Below are 17,660 nucleotides of genomic sequence, written 5' to 3' on the forward strand. Positions count from 1 at the left end.
ACGACGAGCTCGACGAGCCGGCGTCGGACGAGGTGTCGTCCATCGAGCAGGCGGCGAGCGAGAAGACGAGTGCGCCGGAGGCGACGAGGCCGAGGCCGACCTTGGTGATGCGCTTGCGGGTGAAGGCGTTCATGATCAGGTCCTTTTCTGTGATTCCCGGTGGGGTGCAAGGGATTCGCCACCGGGACCGACACGGATTGGTCCCGCTCGTCGCTCTCAGGAGACGCTCAGGTGCGGCAGTCCGCACCGCACCCGGCACCGCCTCAGAGGCCGGGCCCGCCGTAGACCCGGAGCGCCCCGGGCGCGACCTCGACCGTGACGGGCAGCGCGCCGATCCGCTCGCCGTCGGCGTAGGCGACGACGTCGTCCGACTCGATCACCACCCGTCGGGCCCGGTGGACGTGCACCCGCGGGTCGTCGAGGTGCGTCCCGGCGGCGACCCGCGCGAACAGCCGCACGAACTGAAGCCGGGTGAGCCGCTCGACGACGAGCACGTCGAGCAGCCCGTCGTCGAGCCGCGCGTGCGGCAGCACCCGCACGCCGCCGCCGAACGACTGGCCGTTGCCGACGCTGACCAGGGTGCCCCGCACCTCCGACGCGACGCCGTCGATCTCCAGCCGGTACGAGAGGTGGCGAAGCGCGAGCAGCTCGAGCGCGAGCGCCAGGTCGTAGCGTCGACGGCCCCTCGGCCAGCGCAGGCGGTTCGCCCGCTCGTTGACGACGGCGTCGAAGCCGGCCGAGAGCATGCAGCCGAACCAGGTCGACTCGTCGCCGCAGGTCACCCGGCCGGCGTCGATCACGGTCGCGGGCTGCTCGAGGCGGTGGACGAGGAGGCGCGTGGCGGCCGCCACGTCGTCGTGGGGCAGCCCGAGGGCCCGGGCCATGTCGTTGCCGGTGCCGGTGGGCACGACCCCCAGCCCGACCGGCGTCCCGGCCACGAGGTCGACGCCGAGGGCGACCATGCCGTCCCCGCCGACGACGACCAGGGCGTCGGCGCCCCGGTCGAGCTCTCCACGCACGGCGTCGACGAGGGCCGCGTGCGACTCCTCCTGCAGGGGCGCCACCCTGTGGCCCGCGTCGCGGAGGGCGGCGACGACCCCGTCGCCGACCCCCCGGCGGCGCCCGGTCGAGGCGGAGGGGTTGACGGCGACCACGAGGCGGAGCGGGGGCATGCCCCTGATCATGGCACCGCGCCTCCCGGAGGCCCCCGCGCCGTGCGCGGCCCCCGGCCCACCTGGCATGATCGAGGGATGACGACCACGACGACGCCCGCCGCCTACGAGCCCACGATCCGCGAGTCGCCGAACCGCGCGCTGGCCCTGACGATCGGCACCGTCGTGCTGCTGCTCGGCGCCGTCGGCTTCTTCGCAGAAGACATGGGCTCGTTCGTCAGCACCGAGGGCGCGCCCCTCGGGCCGTGGAACGTCAACCCCGCCCTGATCGTCATCTGGGTGCTGACCGGTGCCGCGCTCATCATCGCCGGCGCCTCGGGCCGTGCCGCCGCCCGCTCGATCAACCTCGCGGTGGGCGCGCTCTTCGTCGTCTTCGGCGTCGCCGGGTTCCTGGTGCGCGACACCGAGGCGAACTACCTCGCGCTCAACCTCGGCGACGACATCACGCACCTCGTCGCCGGCGCGTTGCTCGTGCTGACCGCGGTCGGCGCCGAGCGTCGCCGCCGCCGCTGAGCCGCAGCTCCCGGCGGGGCCGCCGGTAGGGCGCACGTTCACGGCGGACTCCAGGGCGCGGCCCTGGCCGACCCGCGCCTCCCCGGCTATGGTTAGGCTCACCTAACCGGCCTCGTGCCGGGTCGCCGACCGGATCGGAGGTGGGAGCGATGTCCGTCGTCATCCCCTTCTCGCAGGCCCTCCGTGAGCGCACCTCGGCCAGCGCCTCCGGCGTCGACGCGGGCTGCTCGTTCATGACCGACCTGATGACCGGCCGCGGCACCCGCGACGACTACGTGCAGATGCTCGCGCAGCACCACTTCGTCTACGAGGCGCTGGAGCGCGTCGCCGAGCGGTGGGCGGGCGACCCCGTGGCCCGGCCGTTCCTGTCGCCGGCGCTGACGCGGCTGCCCGCCATCCGCGCCGACCTCGAGTTCCTGCTGGGCGAGGGGTGGAGGCGCCGCATCGAGCCCCTGCCCGTGACGGCCCGGTACGTGGCCCGCATCGAGAGCGCCTCCGCGTGGGTGGGCGGGTTCATCGCGCACCACTACACGCGCTACCTCGGCGACCTGTCGGGCTGCCAGATCATCCGCACCCTGATGCAGCGCCAGTTCGGCTTCGAGACGAACGGCGTCGGGTTCTTCCTCTTCGCCGAGATCGCCCGCCCGAAGGAGTTCAAGGGCACCTACCGTCAGCAGCTCGACGCGGTCGACTGGACCGCCGACGAGCGCGAGCGCGTGATCGACGAGGTCGTGGTCGCCTACCGCTTCAGCACGGAGCTCTTCGTCGAGCTCGCCGCCGCGAAGGCCGCCGCCGCCGCGTAGCGCGCCGGCGCCCTCTCCTCGCTCCCGAACCCCGTTCTCGCACGCGAACCCCGCCGCGGCGGGGTTCCCGTGCGAGAAGAGGGTGTCTGCGGGAGCGGGGCGCCGCGCGGGAGCGGGCGCGGCGCGCTACGCGGTCGCGGCGTCCTCGGCGGCGCGGATCGCGGGCACGCGCGTCGACTGGCTCATGAAGCGCCGCACGTCGAGGTCGACGATGATGTCCGCCGGCCGCAGCGGCCGCGTCAGGTAGAGGCCCTCGAGGGTCGTGATGCGGCTCAGCGCGACGTAGGTCTGCCCCGCGCTGAACACGCGCGACCCGAGGTCGACGACCGCGCTGTCGTACGTCTTGCCCTGCGACTTGTGGATCGTCACGGCCCACGCCAGCCGCAGCGGGAACTGCGTGAACTCCGCCACGACGTCCTTCTTCAGCTGCTTCGTCGTCGCCGACCACGAGTACGCGAACTTCTCCCACACCGCCGGCTGCACCTCGTGCTCCTCGCCGTCGACCTCGACGAAGACCGTGTCTCGCACCTTCGTCACCGTGCCGGTCGTGCCGTTCACCCAGCGCTGGTCGGGGTCGTTGCGCAGGAACATCACGCGGGCCCCCGGCTTCAGCTCGAGCGCGTCGTCGGCGGGGTAGGCCCGGCCGCCGAACTCGCCGCTCACCTCGGCGCGCGCCGTCAGCACGCGCCCGGGCAGCCGCTCGAGCTCGACCTTGTTGATGCGGGTCACGGTGTCGTTGCGCGTCGCGAGCGTGATCGCCGAGCCGTCGGTCGGAGCGGGCCGCGCCCCGGCCGCGTTCAGCGCCCCGGCGATCTCGGCCGTCACGCGCCCGTGCCGCACGGCGTTCAGCATCTCCTTGAAGTCGCCCGCCGTCTGCCGGTGGATGAACGCCAGCTCGTAGATGCGCAGCGAGGCCTCCTGCCAGACGTGCGCGTCGAAGAACCACATCGACCGGTAGTTGTCGCGGAAGTACGACTTCTCCTCCAGGTCGCCCGGCACCGGGGGCAGCTGGTACGGGTCGCCGAACAGCACGACCTGCACGCCGCCGAACGGCTCCGAGCGGCGCTGGCGCGCCTGGCGCAGCGAGCGGTCGATCGCGTCCATCAGGTCGGCGTTGACCATCGAGACCTCGTCGATGACGAGCGTGTCGATCGTGTTGAGCAGCTTGCGCAGCTCGCTCTTCTGCTCGATGTCGTGGTCGGCGATCAGGCCGATCGAGAGGCGGAAGAGCGAGTGGATCGTCTGCCCGCCGACGTTCAGCGCCGCGACCCCGGTGGGCGCGCAGATGACGATCTGCTTCGAGGTGTTCCACGACAGGTGGTTCAGCAGCGTCGACTTGCCGGTGCCCGCGCGGCCCGTCACGAAGACGTTCTCGCGCGAGTTCTCGATCGCGTCGAAGACGGCCTGCTGCTCGGCGGAGAGGGCGACTGGCACGGGCGGGACGACCTTCCGGGGCACGAGGCTGATCAGGGGCGAGGGGGAGGCGCGGCGAGGCCGGGGCGACCGGCCCCGGCGACCGCGGCCGGAGCACCCAATCTACCCGCGACTCCTCTCGGGCACGGCTCGCCGTGACCTGCTCCGACCTATGCTGTGGAGATGTCTTCTGCTGTGGGGGAGAGGAGACCCGCCCTGCGCCGGTGGCCGTTCGTCGCGATCTGGGGCGGGGCCGCCCTCCTCGTCGTGATCGGGTTCGTCGTGACCGTGTCGGCGCTCAACGCGACCCTCTACGGCGCCGCCGGCTTCGCGCGCGGCTACCTCGACGCCGTCGACCGCGGCGACACCTCGAGCGCCCTCACCCTCGCGGGCGTCGAGCAGACCGACGAGCTCGAGGACTCCCTGCTCGACGTGCCCTCGCTCGGCGGCCTGGACGACGTGCACGAGGTCTCGCAGCTCTCGCTCGGCGACGGCACGCGCACGGTCACCCTCGGCTACACGCTCGACGGCGTCGAGGGGCAGTCGCAGTTCGTGCTCACCCGGGCGGGCACGCGGTTCGGCGTCTTCCAGGCCTGGCGCTTCGCGCAGCCGCCGACGGCCATCCTCAGCGTGACGCCCGAGCACGACCCCCGCTTCACGGTCGACGGCCGCGTCGTCACGACCGCCGGCGGCGACGTCGCGACGCGCTTCACGGTGCTCGCCCCCTCGCGCTTCGAGCTGTCGCACGAGAGCACCTGGCTCGAGGCGCCGACGGTCGAGGCGAGCGTGCTCGGCGTGGGCTCGACCTCGTCGGCGACCGTGGCGACCGTGGCCCGCGCCTCCTTCGCGGAGGAGCTGCAGGGCCAGCTCGACGACCAGCTCGACGACACCTGCGTCACGCAGTCGGTGCTGCTGCCCGCGGGCTGCCCGTTCGGCCGCCAGGTCGACGACCGCGTCACCAGCGACCCCGTCTGGTCGATGGTCGAGCACCCGCAGCTCGCCGTCGTGCCGTCGGCGACGCCCAGCCAGTGGCTCGTGCAGGAGACCCCCGGCACCGCCCACCTCGTCGTCGAGGCCCAGTCGCTCTTCGACGGCCGCCGCTACACGATCGACGAGGACGTCCCGTTCACCGTCAGCTACCAGATGACCATCGGCACGGACGACCAGATCACCTTCCAGTAGCGCTCCGCGGCCGGGGGGAGTCGCGGGTCGGCCGCCCGGCAGGGCTCCCGCCCCGGTCCCGGCGAACGCCCCGGGTCCGCATCGGCCGCGCTGCCATACTGTGCCGATGATCCCGGGCGACGAGCAGGCTGGCGCGCTGACGGGGGCCTCCGCGGCCCCCCGAGCAGCCGTGACGCTCGTCGACGTCGCCGCCCGCGCCGGCGTCAGCCTCAAGACCGCGTCGCGCGCCGTGAACGGCGAGCCGCACGTCGCGGAGGAGACGAGGAGGCGCGTGGTCGAGGCCGCCGACGCCCTCGGCTTCCGCCTGAACAGCATGGCCAGCATGCTGCGCCGCGGCATCCGCTCCAGCGTGGTCGGCTTCGTCACCGGCGACCTCGCCAACCCGTTCTACGCGGCGATCGCGTCCGGGATCGAGCAGGAGCTGCGGGGCCACGGCATGCAGCTCGTCGTGGCCAGCACCGACGAGGACCCGGTGCGGGAGCGCGAGCTGGTCGACGAGCTCGTCTCGCGCCAGGTGCGGGCGCTCGTCGTGGTCTCGACCCGCGCCTCCCACGCGGAGCTCGCCTCGGTGCAGGAGCGCGGCGTCCGCGTCGTGCTCGTCGACCGGCCGCCGGTCGGGCTCGAGGCCGACACCGTGCTGCTCGACAGCGTCGTCGGAGCCCGCACGGCCGTCGAGCACCTGCTCGCCCACGGGCACCGGCGGATCGGCTTCGTCGGCGACTTCTCGCGGCTCTCGACGCACCACGAACGCCTCACCGGCTTCGGCGAGGCGATGACCGCGGCGGGCGTCGACGACTGGCGCCGGTGGGTGCGCGAGGACCGGCACGACGCGGCCTCGGCCCGCTCGGGCGTGAGCGACCTGCTCGCGCTGCCCGAGCCTCCCACCGCCCTCTTCGCGAGCAACAACCGCGTCACGACGGGCACGCTCTCGGCGCTGCGCGGCCTCGCGGTGCCGCCGGCGCTCGTCGGCTTCGACGACTTCGACCTCGCCGACGTGCTCGGCGTGACGGTCGTCGCGCACGACACCGTCGAGATGGGGCGCCAGGCGGCGCGGCTCGCCCTCGCGGCGGGGGAGCCCCCGCGGTGCGTCGTGGTGCCGACCCGGCTCGTGCCGCGCGGCTCGGGCGAGGTCGCGCCCGGCGTCAGCTGGCGCTGACGCGCCGCCGCTGCCCGCCGCCGCACGCCGCTGCCCTCTGCCGCACTGACGAACCACGTCCTCGCAGCCGCACCACGCCGCGGCCTGGTTCGGCGGCGAGGACGTGGTTCCTCGTCGCGGCCGCGACCGGCGCGGGCCCGGCGGAACGGCAGAGACCCCCGTGCGGGCACGGGGGTCTCTGCGGTCAGGGTGAGCGGGGCGGCGGGACTCGCCCGCCGCCCCGGCCGCTAGGCGTCGTCGCCGACGGCCAGCAGGTGGCGGCGCCGACGTCGCGCCGCCTCGATCGCCAGGGCGAGCGCCCCGGCGGCGAGCAGCACGCCGGCGACGAGCCCGCCGTCGACCGGCGACCCAGGCCGGCCGCCCGTGTAGGCGAGCGACCCGTCGTACGAGCCAGGACGCAGCGGGGCCACGCCGGTCGCGGACGGTGCCGTGTCGACCACCGAGAAGGCGACGCGGACGGCTGCCTGCGACGTGCCTCCCAGGGCCTCGACCTCGTGGGCGCCGGTCGCCGCGCCGGCCGGCACGGTGAACGAGCCGGTGACGAGGCCGTCGGCGCCCGCGGTGAGGGTGCCGAGCGCGATCGGGTCGCTGAACAGCGTCAGCGAGACGGTCTCGCCGGGCGCGAAGCCCGCGCCCTCGACCGGCACCACCGTGCCGCGGGTGGCGGAGTCGGCGAGCACCCGCAGCGAGGGCGTCCAGGCGCCGGGGCCGCCGGGGTTGCCGGGGTCGCCCGGGTTGCCCGGGTTGCCGGGGTTCCCGGGGTCGCCGGGGTTGCCGGGGTTCCCGGGGTTGCCGGGGTCGCCCGGGTTGCCGGGGTTACCCGGGTCGCCCGGCTCCTCCGGCTCGACCGGCGCCGCCGCGACCGTGACGGTGGTCGTCGCCGAGGCGCTCGACCGCCCGTCGTCGACCGTGACCGTCACCGTGTACGTGCCCGGCAGCGCGTAGGTGTGCGCTCCCGAGACGACCCCGCCCGCGACCGTGCCCGCGGTGACGGCCGTGCCGTCGCCCCAGTTCACGGTCGCCGTCACGGCGCCGTCGGCCGCGTCGCCGACGCCGCCCGTCACCGTCGCGAGCTCGCCCGCGACCTCGACGCCCGCCGTGCCCGTGAGGCCCGCGGCCGTCCCGGTCACCACGAGGTCGGCCGGGGGCGCGAGGCGCGTGCCGTCGGTCGCCAGCGCGAACACGTGGATCCGCCCGGCGGCCCGCGGGTCGCCCGTCTGCACCGGCAGGGTCAGCGAGACCGCCGTCTTGCCGGTCGGCAGCGTGACCGGGGCCGTGGCGTAGACGCCCGCCACCGCTCCGTCCGAGCCGTTCGCCCCGTTCGTGCGGCCGTCCGAGGTCGCGACGACGACGTTGCCGAACGCCGGGGCGGTGACCCCGGCCGTCCAGTCGCCGAACTCGATCGGGAACGGCTGCGTCGAGCCGTCGTCGAAGGTCAGCGTGCCGACCGTCTGCTGGGCACGCTCGTTCGCCGTGCCGATCACCGACAGCTGGGTGACGTCGTCGCCGAGCTCGAGCGGCAGCACCTGGCCGGCGCCGGTCGCGTTGTCGGGCTCGCCCGCCGGGATCGCCGGCAGGTCGAACGTCAGCGCGGTGCCGGGCACGGCCACGGTCGTGCCCTGCACGAAGCCCTTCTCCGCGAGCGACTGCCGCTTCAGCCCGTTCTGCAGGTAGTCGCAGTTCGCGGCCTGGCCCGGCTCGCCGAGGCAGACGCTGTCGAAGGCGCCGACCAGCGAGGGGGCGGTGCGGGTCACCACGACGTCGGCCGTGGTCGACGCCGACTCGGTGCCGTCGGTCGCCGTGACGATCGCCGTGTAGGTGCCCGGCGCGTCGAACACGTGCGCCGGGGCCGTGACGTCCCAGCCGCCGAGGGCGGTGGGCGTGAGGGCCGCGCCCTGCGGGCCCTCGCCGTCGAGCCAGTCGACCGTCGCGGTGAGGCCCTCGGGGGCGTCACCGCCGCCTCCTGCCCCGCCGGAGGCGCGGGTCACGGTCGCGACGGAGCCCGAGAACTCGGCCCCCGCCTCGCTCGTCAGGCCCGGCTTGCCGGTCAGCGTGAACTCCCCGGCGGGTGCCGTGGTGTCGGCCATCAGCTCGAGCTCGGAGAGCGTCATCGCGCGCCCGTCGGTCGTGCCGGTGGCCGTGAGGCGGTACCAGGTGAACGGCCGCGGGTCGGTGACCGTGAACGGCCTGGTCTGCAGCGCGGACGGGAACGTCTGCGCGGTGCGCTCGTCGAGCGGCAGCCAGGTGGTGCCGTCGGTCGAGCCCTCGAGGGCCCAGCCGGTCGGCGCCGCCGAGCCGTCGGGGCCGTTCGTCAGCGTGTAGCGCGAGACCGTGACCGGCCCCGACGCCGAGCGCCAGGTGACCGCCGCGTCGGGCGCGTCGAAGGCGACCGCGGTGCGGGCCGAGTCGTCGGCGAGGCGGTCGACGACCGTCCCGTCGCTCGAGCTCAGCACGCCCTGGCCGGCCGTCGTCGCGTCGACGAGGGGCACCGGCACCTCGACGGGCTCGGGGGCGTGCGCCGCCCACGTGCTCGGCCGGGTGCCCATCGTCAGGTCGAGCACGCCGCCGGCCGCGACGTCGTCCTGGCTGAGCGAGACGGTGTCGATCGCCGCGCCGTTCAGCCGGGCCGACTGCACGTACACGGCCTCGTTCGAGTTGCCCTCGGCGCGCACCGTGAACTCGTGGCCCGACCCGAGGTGGATGGTCGCCTCGTCGAACAGCGGCGAGCCGATCGTGTACGAGTCGGTGCCCATGGCGAGCGGGTAGAAGCCGAGCGCCGAGAACAGGTACCACGACGACATCTCGCCGTTGTCCTCGTCGCCGGGGTAGCCCTGGCCGATGTCGCTGCCGACGAAGAGCCGCTGCGTGATCTCGCGGACGACGCGCTGCGTGGTCGCGGGGTCACCGTTCGCCGCCGAGACGTAGGGGATGTGGTGCGAGACCTGGTTGCTCATGCCGAGCTGCCCGATCCGGACGTCGCGCGCCTCCAGCATCTCGTGGATGACGCCGCCGTACCCGCCGGGCTTGTCGGCGTCCTCCGGCGTGGAGTAGAACTCGGCCAGCTTGGCGTCGAGCCCGTCCGAGCCGCCGTAGAGCGCGGCCAGGCCGGCCACGTCGAACGGGGCGTGGAAGGCGAAGTTCCAGCCGTTCGTCTCGGTGTACGCGCCTCCCCACGACTCGGGGTCGAAGGTGTCGGGCGACTCGGCGAAGGTGCCGTCGGCGTTCCGGGCCTGGAAGAAGCCGACCGCGGGGTCGAACAGGTCCACGTAGTCGCGCGACCGGTCGAGCAGCCAGGCCGACTCCTCCCTCAGCTGCGCACGCCGCGCCTCCGGGGTGGCCGGGTCGTCGGCGAGCGCCGCCGCCATCCGGCCGAGCCCGAAGTCGTTGATGTTGCCCTCGAGGCCCCACGAGACGCTCTCGCCGGTGCTCGCCGGCGTGTAGCCGAGGAAGAGCGACTGGTCGAGGCCCTTCCGGCCGACGCCGCTCTCGGTGGGCTGCACCGACGCGTTCTTGAGCGCGGCGTCGTAGGCCTCGAGCGCGAGGTCGCCGCTGACGGCGCCCTTCAGGTAGGAGTCGGCGAACGCGACGTCCGAGCTGGTGCCGGTCATGAGGTCGGCGTAGCCGGGGCTCGACCAGCGCGCGATCCAGCCGGAGTCGCGGTACTGCTGCACGAAGCCGTCCATGAGCTCGCTCGCGACCTCCGGGTAGAGCATCGAGTAGGCGGGCCAGACGGTGCGGTAGGTGTCCCAGAAGCCGTTGTTGACGTAGATCTTGCCGGCCTTCACCTGCGCGTTCGTCGTCGTGTCGGTCGCCGCGCCCTCCTTCGGGGCGACGGGGCTGGCGTAGCGGTAGTCGGGCGCCGAGGCCGTGCCGGTGTTCTCGAACTGCGAGTTCGGGTACATGTTGAGGCGGTAGAGGCTGCCGTAGAGGGTGGCCAGCTGGTCGTCGCGGGCCCCCTCGACGGTGATGACGCCGAGGCGGTCGTTCCAGAGCTGCTCGGCGGCGCCGCGCACCTCGTCGAAGCTGCGGCCGGTCACCTCGAGGTCGAGGTTGCGCGTCGCCTGCGCGGCCGAGATGAACGACGTCGCGAGGCGCAGCTCGACGACGCCGGCGGGGCTGTCGCCGCTCGGCGCCGTGGCGTCGAAGGAGGCGTAGCGGGCGCCGTCGCGGTCGCCCGCCGCGGTGCCGACCGAGGTGGGCGTGCGGTCGAACGTGCCGGAGACGAACATGCGGCTGGCGCCGGTCGAGAGGCCGGAGCCGTTCTCGACCCAGCCGCTGACGCGGCCGTCGGCCGAGACCGTGAGGCCCGAGCTGCCGGCGACGCGGTCGACGATGACGCTGCCGGCCCGGGTGGTGCTGCCGGGGTCGGTGCCCGCGGTCTCGGGGAAGGCGAAGCGCAGCACGGCGCCGTGGTCGGTCGGCGTGACGGCGGCCTCGAGGCCGCTCGTGGTGGCGACGCTGTAGAGGTCCGGTCGCGCGACCTCGGCCCCGTGGTCGAACTGGAGGGCCCGGGTGGCGAGCGAGGCGTCGGGCGCCCCCGCGCCTCCCGCACCCGCGACGGTGGTCGAGGGGAGGATCGCGAGCTGGTTCCGGTCGCCCATCCACGGGCTCGGCTCGTGCGAGACGCCGAGGCCCTGCAGGCGGGGGAGGTTCTGCGCGTCGTTGCCGCGGGCGTAGTCGTACAGCCACGACTGGCTCGACGCGTTCGTCATCGGGGTCCAGAAGTTGAAGCCGTTCGGCACGGTGGCCGCCGGGACGTTGTTGCCCCGCGAGAAGCCGCCGGTCGCGTTGGTGCCGCGACGCGTGTCGACGTGCGCGACGAGGCTGCTGCCGTCGACGCGGGCGGGCGCCGGGTCGAGGTCGAGGTCGTCGACCCAGCCCTGGAAGCGCGTGTCGGCCGTGCCGCCGTCGTTGTCGTAGGTGAACAGCACGCGCTCGACGGTCTGGCCGGCCAGGTCGCCCAGGGGCACCTGCACCGAGTTCCACTGGTCGGCGTAGAGGATCTTCGCGGCGCCCTGGTCGGCGGCGGAGGTGCCGCCGCCCTGGCCGTCGACGACGCCGTCGGCCGCGCTGACGAGCGAGCCGTCGCTGAGCTGCAGGTCGACGGCGGCGTAGGTGGCCGGGTACTGCAGGTCGCCGCCGAGCTCGGGGAAGACCTTGTACGAGAAGACGGTGTCGTCGCCGATGAGCAGGTCGAGGTCGTCGTAGAGCACGTTCGTGGCACGGGCGGGGCCGTCGGTCGCGTGCTCGCCGGCGTATCGCAGCGAGCGGGTGCCGCTGAAGCCGGCGCCCGGCTTCATGTTCGGGCCGCTGACCGGGCCGGTGCCGACGACGGTCACCATCGGGCCGGCCGGAGGCGCGGTGTCGGTCCCGTCGCCCAGGCTCCAGTCCGCGAGCTGGGTCAGCCCCGCGCCGGCGTTGGCCGTGATGTCGAGGCGGTACGCGTCGTACGCCCCGGGCGTGGTGACGGCGTACTCGTTCGTGGCGCCGCGGCTCGCGAAGGTGATGCCGCTGAGGGTCGTGATCGGCGTCCAGGTGGCTCCGCCGTCGGCCGAGCCCTGGAGGGTCACGTCGCGGGGGTCGCGGGTGGGGGCGTCGCCGCCGCTGGTGAGCGAGAACTCGGCCGCGGTCTGCGGCGAGTCGAGCAGGTAGGTGATCGAGGCGGTGCGCTCGAAGGCGAGCCACTTGCTCGCCGCGTTGCCGTCGGTGAGGTTGATCGCGACCTCGCCGGGGGCGTTCTCGGCGGTGGCGGTGACCTCGGTCACGTGGCCGAGCAGGCTGCCGGCGGGCAGGCCGGTCGAGCCGGAGACGTTCTCGCTCGGGGCGACCGCGGCCGACCCGGGGTCGACGTCGGTGAGGGGCGTGCTGGCGAGCGGCTGCGCGTCGGCGGCCTCGAAGCTCGTCCGCCAGTCGCTGCCCGCGACCGCGGCGGCGCGGGCGTCTCCGCCGCGGGCGTCACCGGAGCTGCCGGAGCCGCCCGGTGCGGCGGCCGCGGGCCCGGCGCCGGTGAGGGCGCCCGTGACGGCCAGGGCGATCGCGGTGGTGATCACCCCCGCCCGTCGTGCCTGCTGCTTCGCGGAACTCCGTCTCCAGCTCGCGCCCCTGCGCTGCTGCTCGTCCGTGCGGACACGACCTGACGCCATCGTCACTCTCCTGCTGTCGACCCGTGATCGGGGGTGCGGCGGCCCGGGGGCCTGCCGCCGGCCGCTGGTACGGCCGAGCACGACGACGACGCCTGTCATCGATGACAGCGTTGTCATGCACGTGTTCTTTCTACCCCCGCCCGGGGGTGGTGGTCAAGGTCGGCGGCGCGTGCCGCGGCCCGGCGGCGGCCACCTGCCTCACCGAGGTGCCGCGTTCTGGGCCCACGCCACCGCCGAGGCCCCAGATCGCGTCGTCCCGCCGCGGCAGCGGGCTCGCGCGGCCCGCGTCGCCCCGCGAGGCACCACGTCCTCGCACCGGAACCACGCCGCGGCGTGGTTCGCAGGCGAGTACGTGGTTCGTCCCGCGCCGCACCCGCTACCGTCGCCCCATGGTCAGCGTCGCCGACAAGCCCGCCCTGCACCTCACCGAGCCGCAGTGGGTGCACTACCTCGAGACGGTCGCCCACCCCGACGGCGTCCGGCTCCTGCTGCGCAAGAAGTCGTCCGCCCGGGTCGGCATGACCTGGTCGGAGGCCCTCGACGTCGCGCTCTGCCACGGCTGGATCGACGGCCAGTCGCAGCGCGTCGACGACGACTTCCTGCTGACGGCCTTCCAGCCGCGGCGCCGTGCGAGCCCGTGGTCGCAGGTCAACCGCGACCACGTCGCGCGCCTCGTCGCGGAGGGCCGGATGCTCCCCGCGGGCCAGGCCGAGGTCGACCGCGCGGTGGCCGACGGCCGGTGGGAGGCGGCCTACCGTCAGAAGGACGCGGTCGCCCCGCCCGACCTCCAGGCCGCCCTCGACGCCGACCCCGCGGCCGCCGCGCACTGGGCGACGCTCACGAAGACCGTGCGGTTCCGCACGTACTTCCGCCTCGCGGCCCTCAAGCGCCCCGAGACCCGTGCCGCGCGCGTCGCCGACGTGGTCGCCGCCGCCGCCCGCGGCGAGCAGCACTACCGCTGACGCGGGCGCCCGGCGCCCCGCCGCGCACCCGGCGCCCCACGCCCGGCGCCCGGCGCCCCGCGCCCCGCGCCCCGCGCCCCCGCGCCCGCCCCGCACCGACGACGAACCCCGTCCTCGCACCGGAACCCCGCCGCGGCGGGGTTCGAGTGCGAGAACGGGGTTCGGGAGCTCGACGCAGGCGGCCGGGCCGGCCCCGGGGGGCCGACCCGCGCCTCCTACCGGCGGCGCCGCTTGCTGTACACGTCGAACGCGACGGCCAGCAGCAGCACGAGCCCCTTGATGACCTGCTGCCAGGCGGCGTCGACCGAGAGGATCGACAGCCCCTGGTTCAGCACACCCATCACGAGCCCGCCGATGACGGCCCCGACGACGGTGCCGATGCCGCCCTGCACGGCCGCGCCGCCGATGAACACCGCGGCGATCGCGTCGAGCTCGAAGCTCTGGCCGGCCGACGCGACGGCGCTGCCGGCGCGGGCGGTGCTGACGACGCCGGCGAGGCCGGCGAGCAGGCCCATGTTGACGAAGATGCCGAAGGTGACCCACTTCGTCTTGACGCCCGACATCATCGCGGCGAACAGGTTGCCGCCCATGGCGTAGACGTGACGACCGAACACGGTCCGCGTCAGCAGGAACGAGTACAGCAGCACCAGCGTCGCCAGGATGATGAGGATGATCGGCGTCCCGCGGTTGTACGCCAGCAGGTAGCAGAGGTACATGATCGCGGCGACGGCGATGGCGATCTTCAGCACGAACGACACGGCGCGCTCGCGGGGCAGCTCGAGGCGGCGGAGGTTCGCGCGGGCCCGCAGCTGCTGGGCGATCAGGCCCGCCGAGGCGAGCAGCCCGATGCCGAGCGTGAACAGGTCGGGCTGGCCCGTGGTCGGCAGGGTGCCCGAGCCGATCGAGTTGAAGGCGCGGGGCAGGCCGCTGATCGTGCCGCCGGTGAGCAGCACGAGGGCGACGCCGCGGAAGACGAGCATGCCGGCGAGCGTGACGATGAACGCCGGGATCCCGACGAACGCGACCCAGAAGCCCTGCCACGCGCCGATCAGCGCGCCGACGAGCAGCGAGAGCGCGACGGCGGCGCCCCAGGGCAGGCCCCAGTCGTTCATGGCGAGCGCGGCGACGGCGCCGACGGTCGCGACGACCGAGCCGACCGAGAGGTCGATGTGCCCGGCGATGATGACGATCACCATGCCGATCGCGAGGATCAGCACGTAGGCGTTCTGCTGGATGAGGTTGCTGACGTTGCCCGGGTAGAGCAGCCGGCCCTCGGTCAGCACCTGGAAGAGCAGCACGATCACCAGCAGCGCGGCGAGGATGCCGTACTGGCGCATGTCGATCCGGAGGCGGCGCTTGGCGCCCGGCACCGGCGCGGGTGCCGGCGGCGGAGCGGAGGGGCGAGGAGGTGCGGTGGTGGTCACGAGGCTTCTGCTCCTAGGGTCCTGGTCGCGGTCATGTGGCGCATCAGCTCTTCCTGGCTGGCGTCGGCGCGCGAGAGCTCGGCCGTGAGGCGGCCCTCGGCGATGGTGTAGATCCGGTCGGAGAGGCCGATCAGCTCGGGCAGCTCGCTCGAGATGACGATGACGGCCTTCCCCTGGGCCGCCATCTCGGCGATGATCCCGTAGATCTCGTACTTCGCCCCGACGTCGATGCCCCGGGTGGGCTCGTCGAGGATGAGCACGTCGGGGCCCGAGTAGATCCACTTGCTCAGGACGACCTTCTGCTGGTTGCCGCCCGACAGGTTGCCGACGATCGCCGAGACCGTGGGGGTCTTGATGTTCATCTGCTTCCGGTAGTCGTCGGCCACGGCGTACTCGCGGTTGCGGTCGATGACGCCGAGCTTCGCGAGCTTGCCGAGGGCGGCGGCCGAGACGTTCACCGTGATGCTGCCGATGAGGTTCAGGCCGTAGCGCTTGCGGTCCTCCGTGACGTAGGCGATGCCGTTCTTGATCGCCTCGCCGACGGTGCGGGTCTGGATCTCCTTGCCGTCCTTGTAGACGCGGCCCGAGATGTCGGCGCCGTACGAGCGGCCGAAGAGGCTCATCGCCAGCTCGGTGCGCCCGGCGCCCATCAGGCCGGCGAAGCCGACGACCTCGCCCGCCCGCACGTGGAACGACGCGTGGTCGACGACGAGCCGCTCGGAGTCGACCGGGTGGTGCACGGTCCAGTCCTCGACGCGCAGCTTCTCGGCGCCGATGTCGGGCACCCGCGGCGGGAACTGGCTGTCGAGCGGGCGCCCGACCATCGCGCGGATGATGCGGGTCTCGATCTCGGGGGTGTCGGCGACGGGGAACGACTCGATCGTCTTGCCGTCGCGGATGACCGTGACCGTGTCGGCGATCGCCCGGATCTCGCCGAGCTTGTGGCTGATGATGATCGACGTGATGCCCTGCTCGCGCAGCTGGTCGATCAGGCCGAGCAGGTGGGCCGAGTCGTCGTCGTTGAGGGCCGCGGTCGGTTCGTCGAGGATGAGGAGCGTGACCTCCTTCGAGAGCGCCTTCGCGATCTCGACGAGCTGCTGCTTGCCGACGCCGAGCTCGAGCACCTTGGTGACCGGGCTCTCGGCGAGGCCGACCCGGGCGAGCAGCTTCGAGGCCTCGAGGTTGGTGCGGTTCCAGTCGATGACGCCGGCGCGCTGCACCTCGTTGCCGAGGAAGATGTTCTCGGCGATGGAGAGGAACGGGCTGAGCGCGAGCTCCTGGTGGATGATCACCACGCCGTCGCGCTCGGAGTCGTTGATGGACGAGTAGCGGACGGGGCTGCCGTCGATCTCGATCGTGCCGTCGAAGCTGCCGTGCGGGTAGACGCCCGAGAGCACCTTCATCAGGGTCGACTTGCCGGCCCCGTTCTCGCCGCAGATCGCGTGCACCTCGCCGCGCTGCACGCTCACCGAGACGCCGTCGAGGGCGCGGACGGCGCCGAACTCCTTGACGATGTCGGTCATCTGCAGGATGACGTCGTTCATGTCTTCTCGCTTCGGGTCGAGGGAGCCGGCGGCGGCCCCGAGGGGCCGCCGCCGGCTGCCGGGGGTGGGGTCAGAGACCGACGTCGGAGGCGTCGACGAAGCCCGAGTCGACGAGCGTGCCCTGCACGTCGTCCTTGGTGACGACCACCGGGTCGAGCAGGTACGCCGGGACGACCTTCTCGCCGTTGTCGTACGTGTCGGTGTCGTTCGTCTCGACCTCGTCGCCCGCGACGATGGCCGCCACCATCGCCTGCACCTGGGTGCCGAGCTCGCGGGTGTCCTTCCAGACCGTCATCGACTGCTGGTCGGCGAGGATCGCCTTCACGTTCGCGACGTCGGCGTCCTGGCCGGTGATGATCGGCCAGTCCGAGCCCGGCTGGTAGCCGGCGGCGTCGAGGGAGGCCTCGATGCCGAGCGCGAGGCTGTCGTTCGGCGACAGGACCACGTCGACCTTCTCGCCGCCCGTGTAGAACGACTGCAGCCGGTTGTCCATCTCGGCCTGGGCGTCGTCCGAGCCCCAGCCGAGGATGCCGATGGCCTTCCAGCCGTCGTCGTCGGCGGGCGCCTTGCCGCTCGGCACGACGAGCACGCCGCTCTCGACGTAGGGCTGCAGGACGTCCCACGCGCCGGCGAAGAAGAAGCCGGCGTTGTTGTCGTCGGGGCTGCCGGCGAACGGCTCCATCGTGAAGGGGCCCTTCTCGCCGTCGGCGAGGCCGAGCTGCTCCTCGATGTACTGGCCCTGCAGCTGGCCGACCTTGTAGTTGTCGAAGGTGGCGTAGTAGTCGACGGCCTCGGTGCCGTTGATCAGGCGGTCGTAGGCGATGACGGTGGCGTCCTGCGACTTCGCGTCCTCGAGCGCCGGGCCGAGGGTCTGCCCGTCGATGGCGGCGACGACGAGGATCTTCGCGCCCCCGGCGACCTGGTTCTGGATCTGGCTGATCTGCTGGTCGGTCTTGTTGTCGGCGTACTGCAGGTCGACGGTGCAGCCGTCGCCCTCGAGCTTCTCCTTGAGGCCCTCGCCGTCGTTGATCCAGCGCTCGAGGCTGCGGGTGGGCATGCTGATGCCGACGTTGCACTCGGTGCCGGAGGCGTCGTCGCCCCCGCCGCCGCCGCCGGAGGAGCCGGCGGGTGCGCAGGCCGCGAGGCCGGCCACGAGGCCGACCGTGAGGGCCGCGACGGAGAGCTTCCTTGCTGTGGTCATGGTGCGGATCCTTTCGGTGGGATCTGCCCGGGCGACGCCGCTCCGGTCGCCTCGTCGAGGGCGTGCCGGGCGGTGGTTCGTCGTCGAACCGGACCAGATCGAGCGGGTACTTCGCTGTAGTGCTCGAACCGACGTGGGTGGCGTCGG

General features: G+C 73.5%; 11 protein-coding genes. 5 read left to right on the plus strand and 6 right to left on the minus strand.

Features of this window, described 5'->3' with window-relative positions; genetic code table 11:
* Positions 1–263 precede the first annotated feature (263 nt).
* A complete protein-coding gene (locus tag FHR77_RS14480; protein ID WP_167261481.1) occupies positions 264–1,172 on the minus strand; it encodes a diacylglycerol/lipid kinase family protein in 909 nt (302 codons plus the stop codon).
* Between the two features lie 78 nt (positions 1,173–1,250).
* On the opposite strand from FHR77_RS14480, the gene FHR77_RS14485 reads away from it, so the two are divergent.
* Together FHR77_RS14485 and FHR77_RS14490 are read left to right on the plus strand one after the other, a co-directional pair.
* Entirely contained in the window at positions 1,251–1,685 is a 435-nt protein-coding gene (locus tag FHR77_RS14485) for a DUF4383 domain-containing protein (protein WP_167261483.1), read from the plus strand.
* A gap of 149 nt (positions 1,686–1,834) precedes the next feature.
* Complete coding sequence (locus FHR77_RS14490) at positions 1,835–2,488, plus strand: biliverdin-producing heme oxygenase (RefSeq protein WP_167261485.1); 654 nt, start codon at positions 1,835–1,837, stop codon at positions 2,486–2,488.
* A 126-nt stretch (positions 2,489–2,614) separates the two neighbouring features.
* Here FHR77_RS14490 and FHR77_RS14495 read toward each other — a convergent pair whose 3' ends face one another.
* Complete coding sequence (locus tag FHR77_RS14495; RefSeq protein ID WP_167261487.1) at positions 2,615–3,922, minus strand: ATP-dependent DNA helicase; 1,308 nt, start codon at positions 3,920–3,922, stop codon at positions 2,615–2,617.
* Between the two features lie 162 nt (positions 3,923–4,084).
* Between FHR77_RS14495 and FHR77_RS14500 the strand changes: the two genes are divergently transcribed.
* Positions 4,085–5,083 (plus strand): hypothetical protein, encoded by a 999-nt coding sequence (locus FHR77_RS14500; protein ID WP_167261489.1) that lies wholly within the window; start codon positions 4,085–4,087, stop codon positions 5,081–5,083.
* Between the two features lie 106 nt (positions 5,084–5,189).
* Positions 5,190–6,239, plus strand: coding sequence for a LacI family DNA-binding transcriptional regulator (locus FHR77_RS14505; RefSeq protein ID WP_167261491.1), 1,050 nt, complete (start codon positions 5,190–5,192; stop codon positions 6,237–6,239).
* A gap of 227 nt (positions 6,240–6,466) precedes the next feature.
* Here the strand turns inward: FHR77_RS14505 and FHR77_RS14510 are convergent, their stop codons facing one another.
* On the minus strand, positions 6,467–12,289 hold the full coding sequence (locus FHR77_RS14510; RefSeq protein WP_167261493.1) for a GH92 family glycosyl hydrolase: 5,823 nt from the start codon (positions 12,287–12,289) through the stop codon (positions 6,467–6,469).
* Positions 12,290–12,771: 482 nt separating this feature from the next.
* On the opposite strand from FHR77_RS14510, the gene FHR77_RS14515 reads away from it, so the two are divergent.
* Positions 12,772–13,344 (plus strand): YdeI/OmpD-associated family protein, encoded by a 573-nt coding sequence (locus tag FHR77_RS14515; protein ID WP_167261495.1) that lies wholly within the window; start codon positions 12,772–12,774, stop codon positions 13,342–13,344.
* A gap of 215 nt (positions 13,345–13,559) precedes the next feature.
* Here FHR77_RS14515 and mmsB read toward each other — a convergent pair whose 3' ends face one another.
* From mmsB to chvE, 3 genes are all read right to left on the minus strand, one after another.
* Positions 13,560–14,681 (minus strand): multiple monosaccharide ABC transporter permease, encoded by a 1,122-nt coding sequence (mmsB, locus tag FHR77_RS14520; RefSeq protein WP_208381079.1) that lies wholly within the window; start codon positions 14,679–14,681, stop codon positions 13,560–13,562.
* Between the two features lie 83 nt (positions 14,682–14,764).
* A complete protein-coding gene (gene mmsA / locus FHR77_RS14525) occupies positions 14,765–16,312 on the minus strand; it encodes a multiple monosaccharide ABC transporter ATP-binding protein (protein ID WP_167261497.1) in 1,548 nt (515 codons plus the stop codon).
* A gap of 70 nt (positions 16,313–16,382) precedes the next feature.
* Entirely contained in the window at positions 16,383–17,513 is a 1,131-nt protein-coding gene (chvE, locus tag FHR77_RS14530) for a multiple monosaccharide ABC transporter substrate-binding protein (protein WP_167261499.1), read from the minus strand.
* Positions 17,514–17,660 lie beyond the last annotated feature (147 nt).

This window comes from Frigoribacterium endophyticum, from assembly GCF_011759585.1.
GTDB classification, from domain to species: Bacteria; Actinomycetota; Actinomycetes; order Actinomycetales; family Microbacteriaceae; genus Frigoribacterium; species Frigoribacterium endophyticum.

Excerpts from the sequence above, each read along its gene's own strand:
- chvE (WP_167261499.1), bottom strand. The coding sequence starts at position 17,513 with ATGACCACAGCAAGGAAGCTCTCCGTCGCGGCCCTCACGGTCGGCCTC.
- FHR77_RS14485 (WP_167261483.1), top strand. The coding sequence starts at position 1,251 with ATGACGACCACGACGACGCCCGCCGCCTACGAGCCCACGATCCGCGAG.
- FHR77_RS14490 (WP_167261485.1), top strand. The coding sequence starts at position 1,835 with ATGTCCGTCGTCATCCCCTTCTCGCAGGCCCTCCGTGAGCGCACCTCG.
- FHR77_RS14515 (WP_167261495.1), top strand. The coding sequence starts at position 12,772 with ATGGTCAGCGTCGCCGACAAGCCCGCCCTGCACCTCACCGAGCCGCAG.
- mmsA (WP_167261497.1), bottom strand. The coding sequence starts at position 16,312 with ATGAACGACGTCATCCTGCAGATGACCGACATCGTCAAGGAGTTCGGC.
- mmsB (WP_208381079.1), bottom strand. The coding sequence starts at position 14,681 with ATGCGCCAGTACGGCATCCTCGCCGCGCTGCTGGTGATCGTGCTGCTC.
- FHR77_RS14505 (WP_167261491.1), top strand. The coding sequence starts at position 5,190 with ATGATCCCGGGCGACGAGCAGGCTGGCGCGCTGACGGGGGCCTCCGCG.
- FHR77_RS14480 (WP_167261481.1), bottom strand. The coding sequence starts at position 1,172 with ATGCCCCCGCTCCGCCTCGTGGTCGCCGTCAACCCCTCCGCCTCGACC.
- FHR77_RS14500 (WP_167261489.1), top strand. The coding sequence starts at position 4,085 with ATGTCTTCTGCTGTGGGGGAGAGGAGACCCGCCCTGCGCCGGTGGCCG.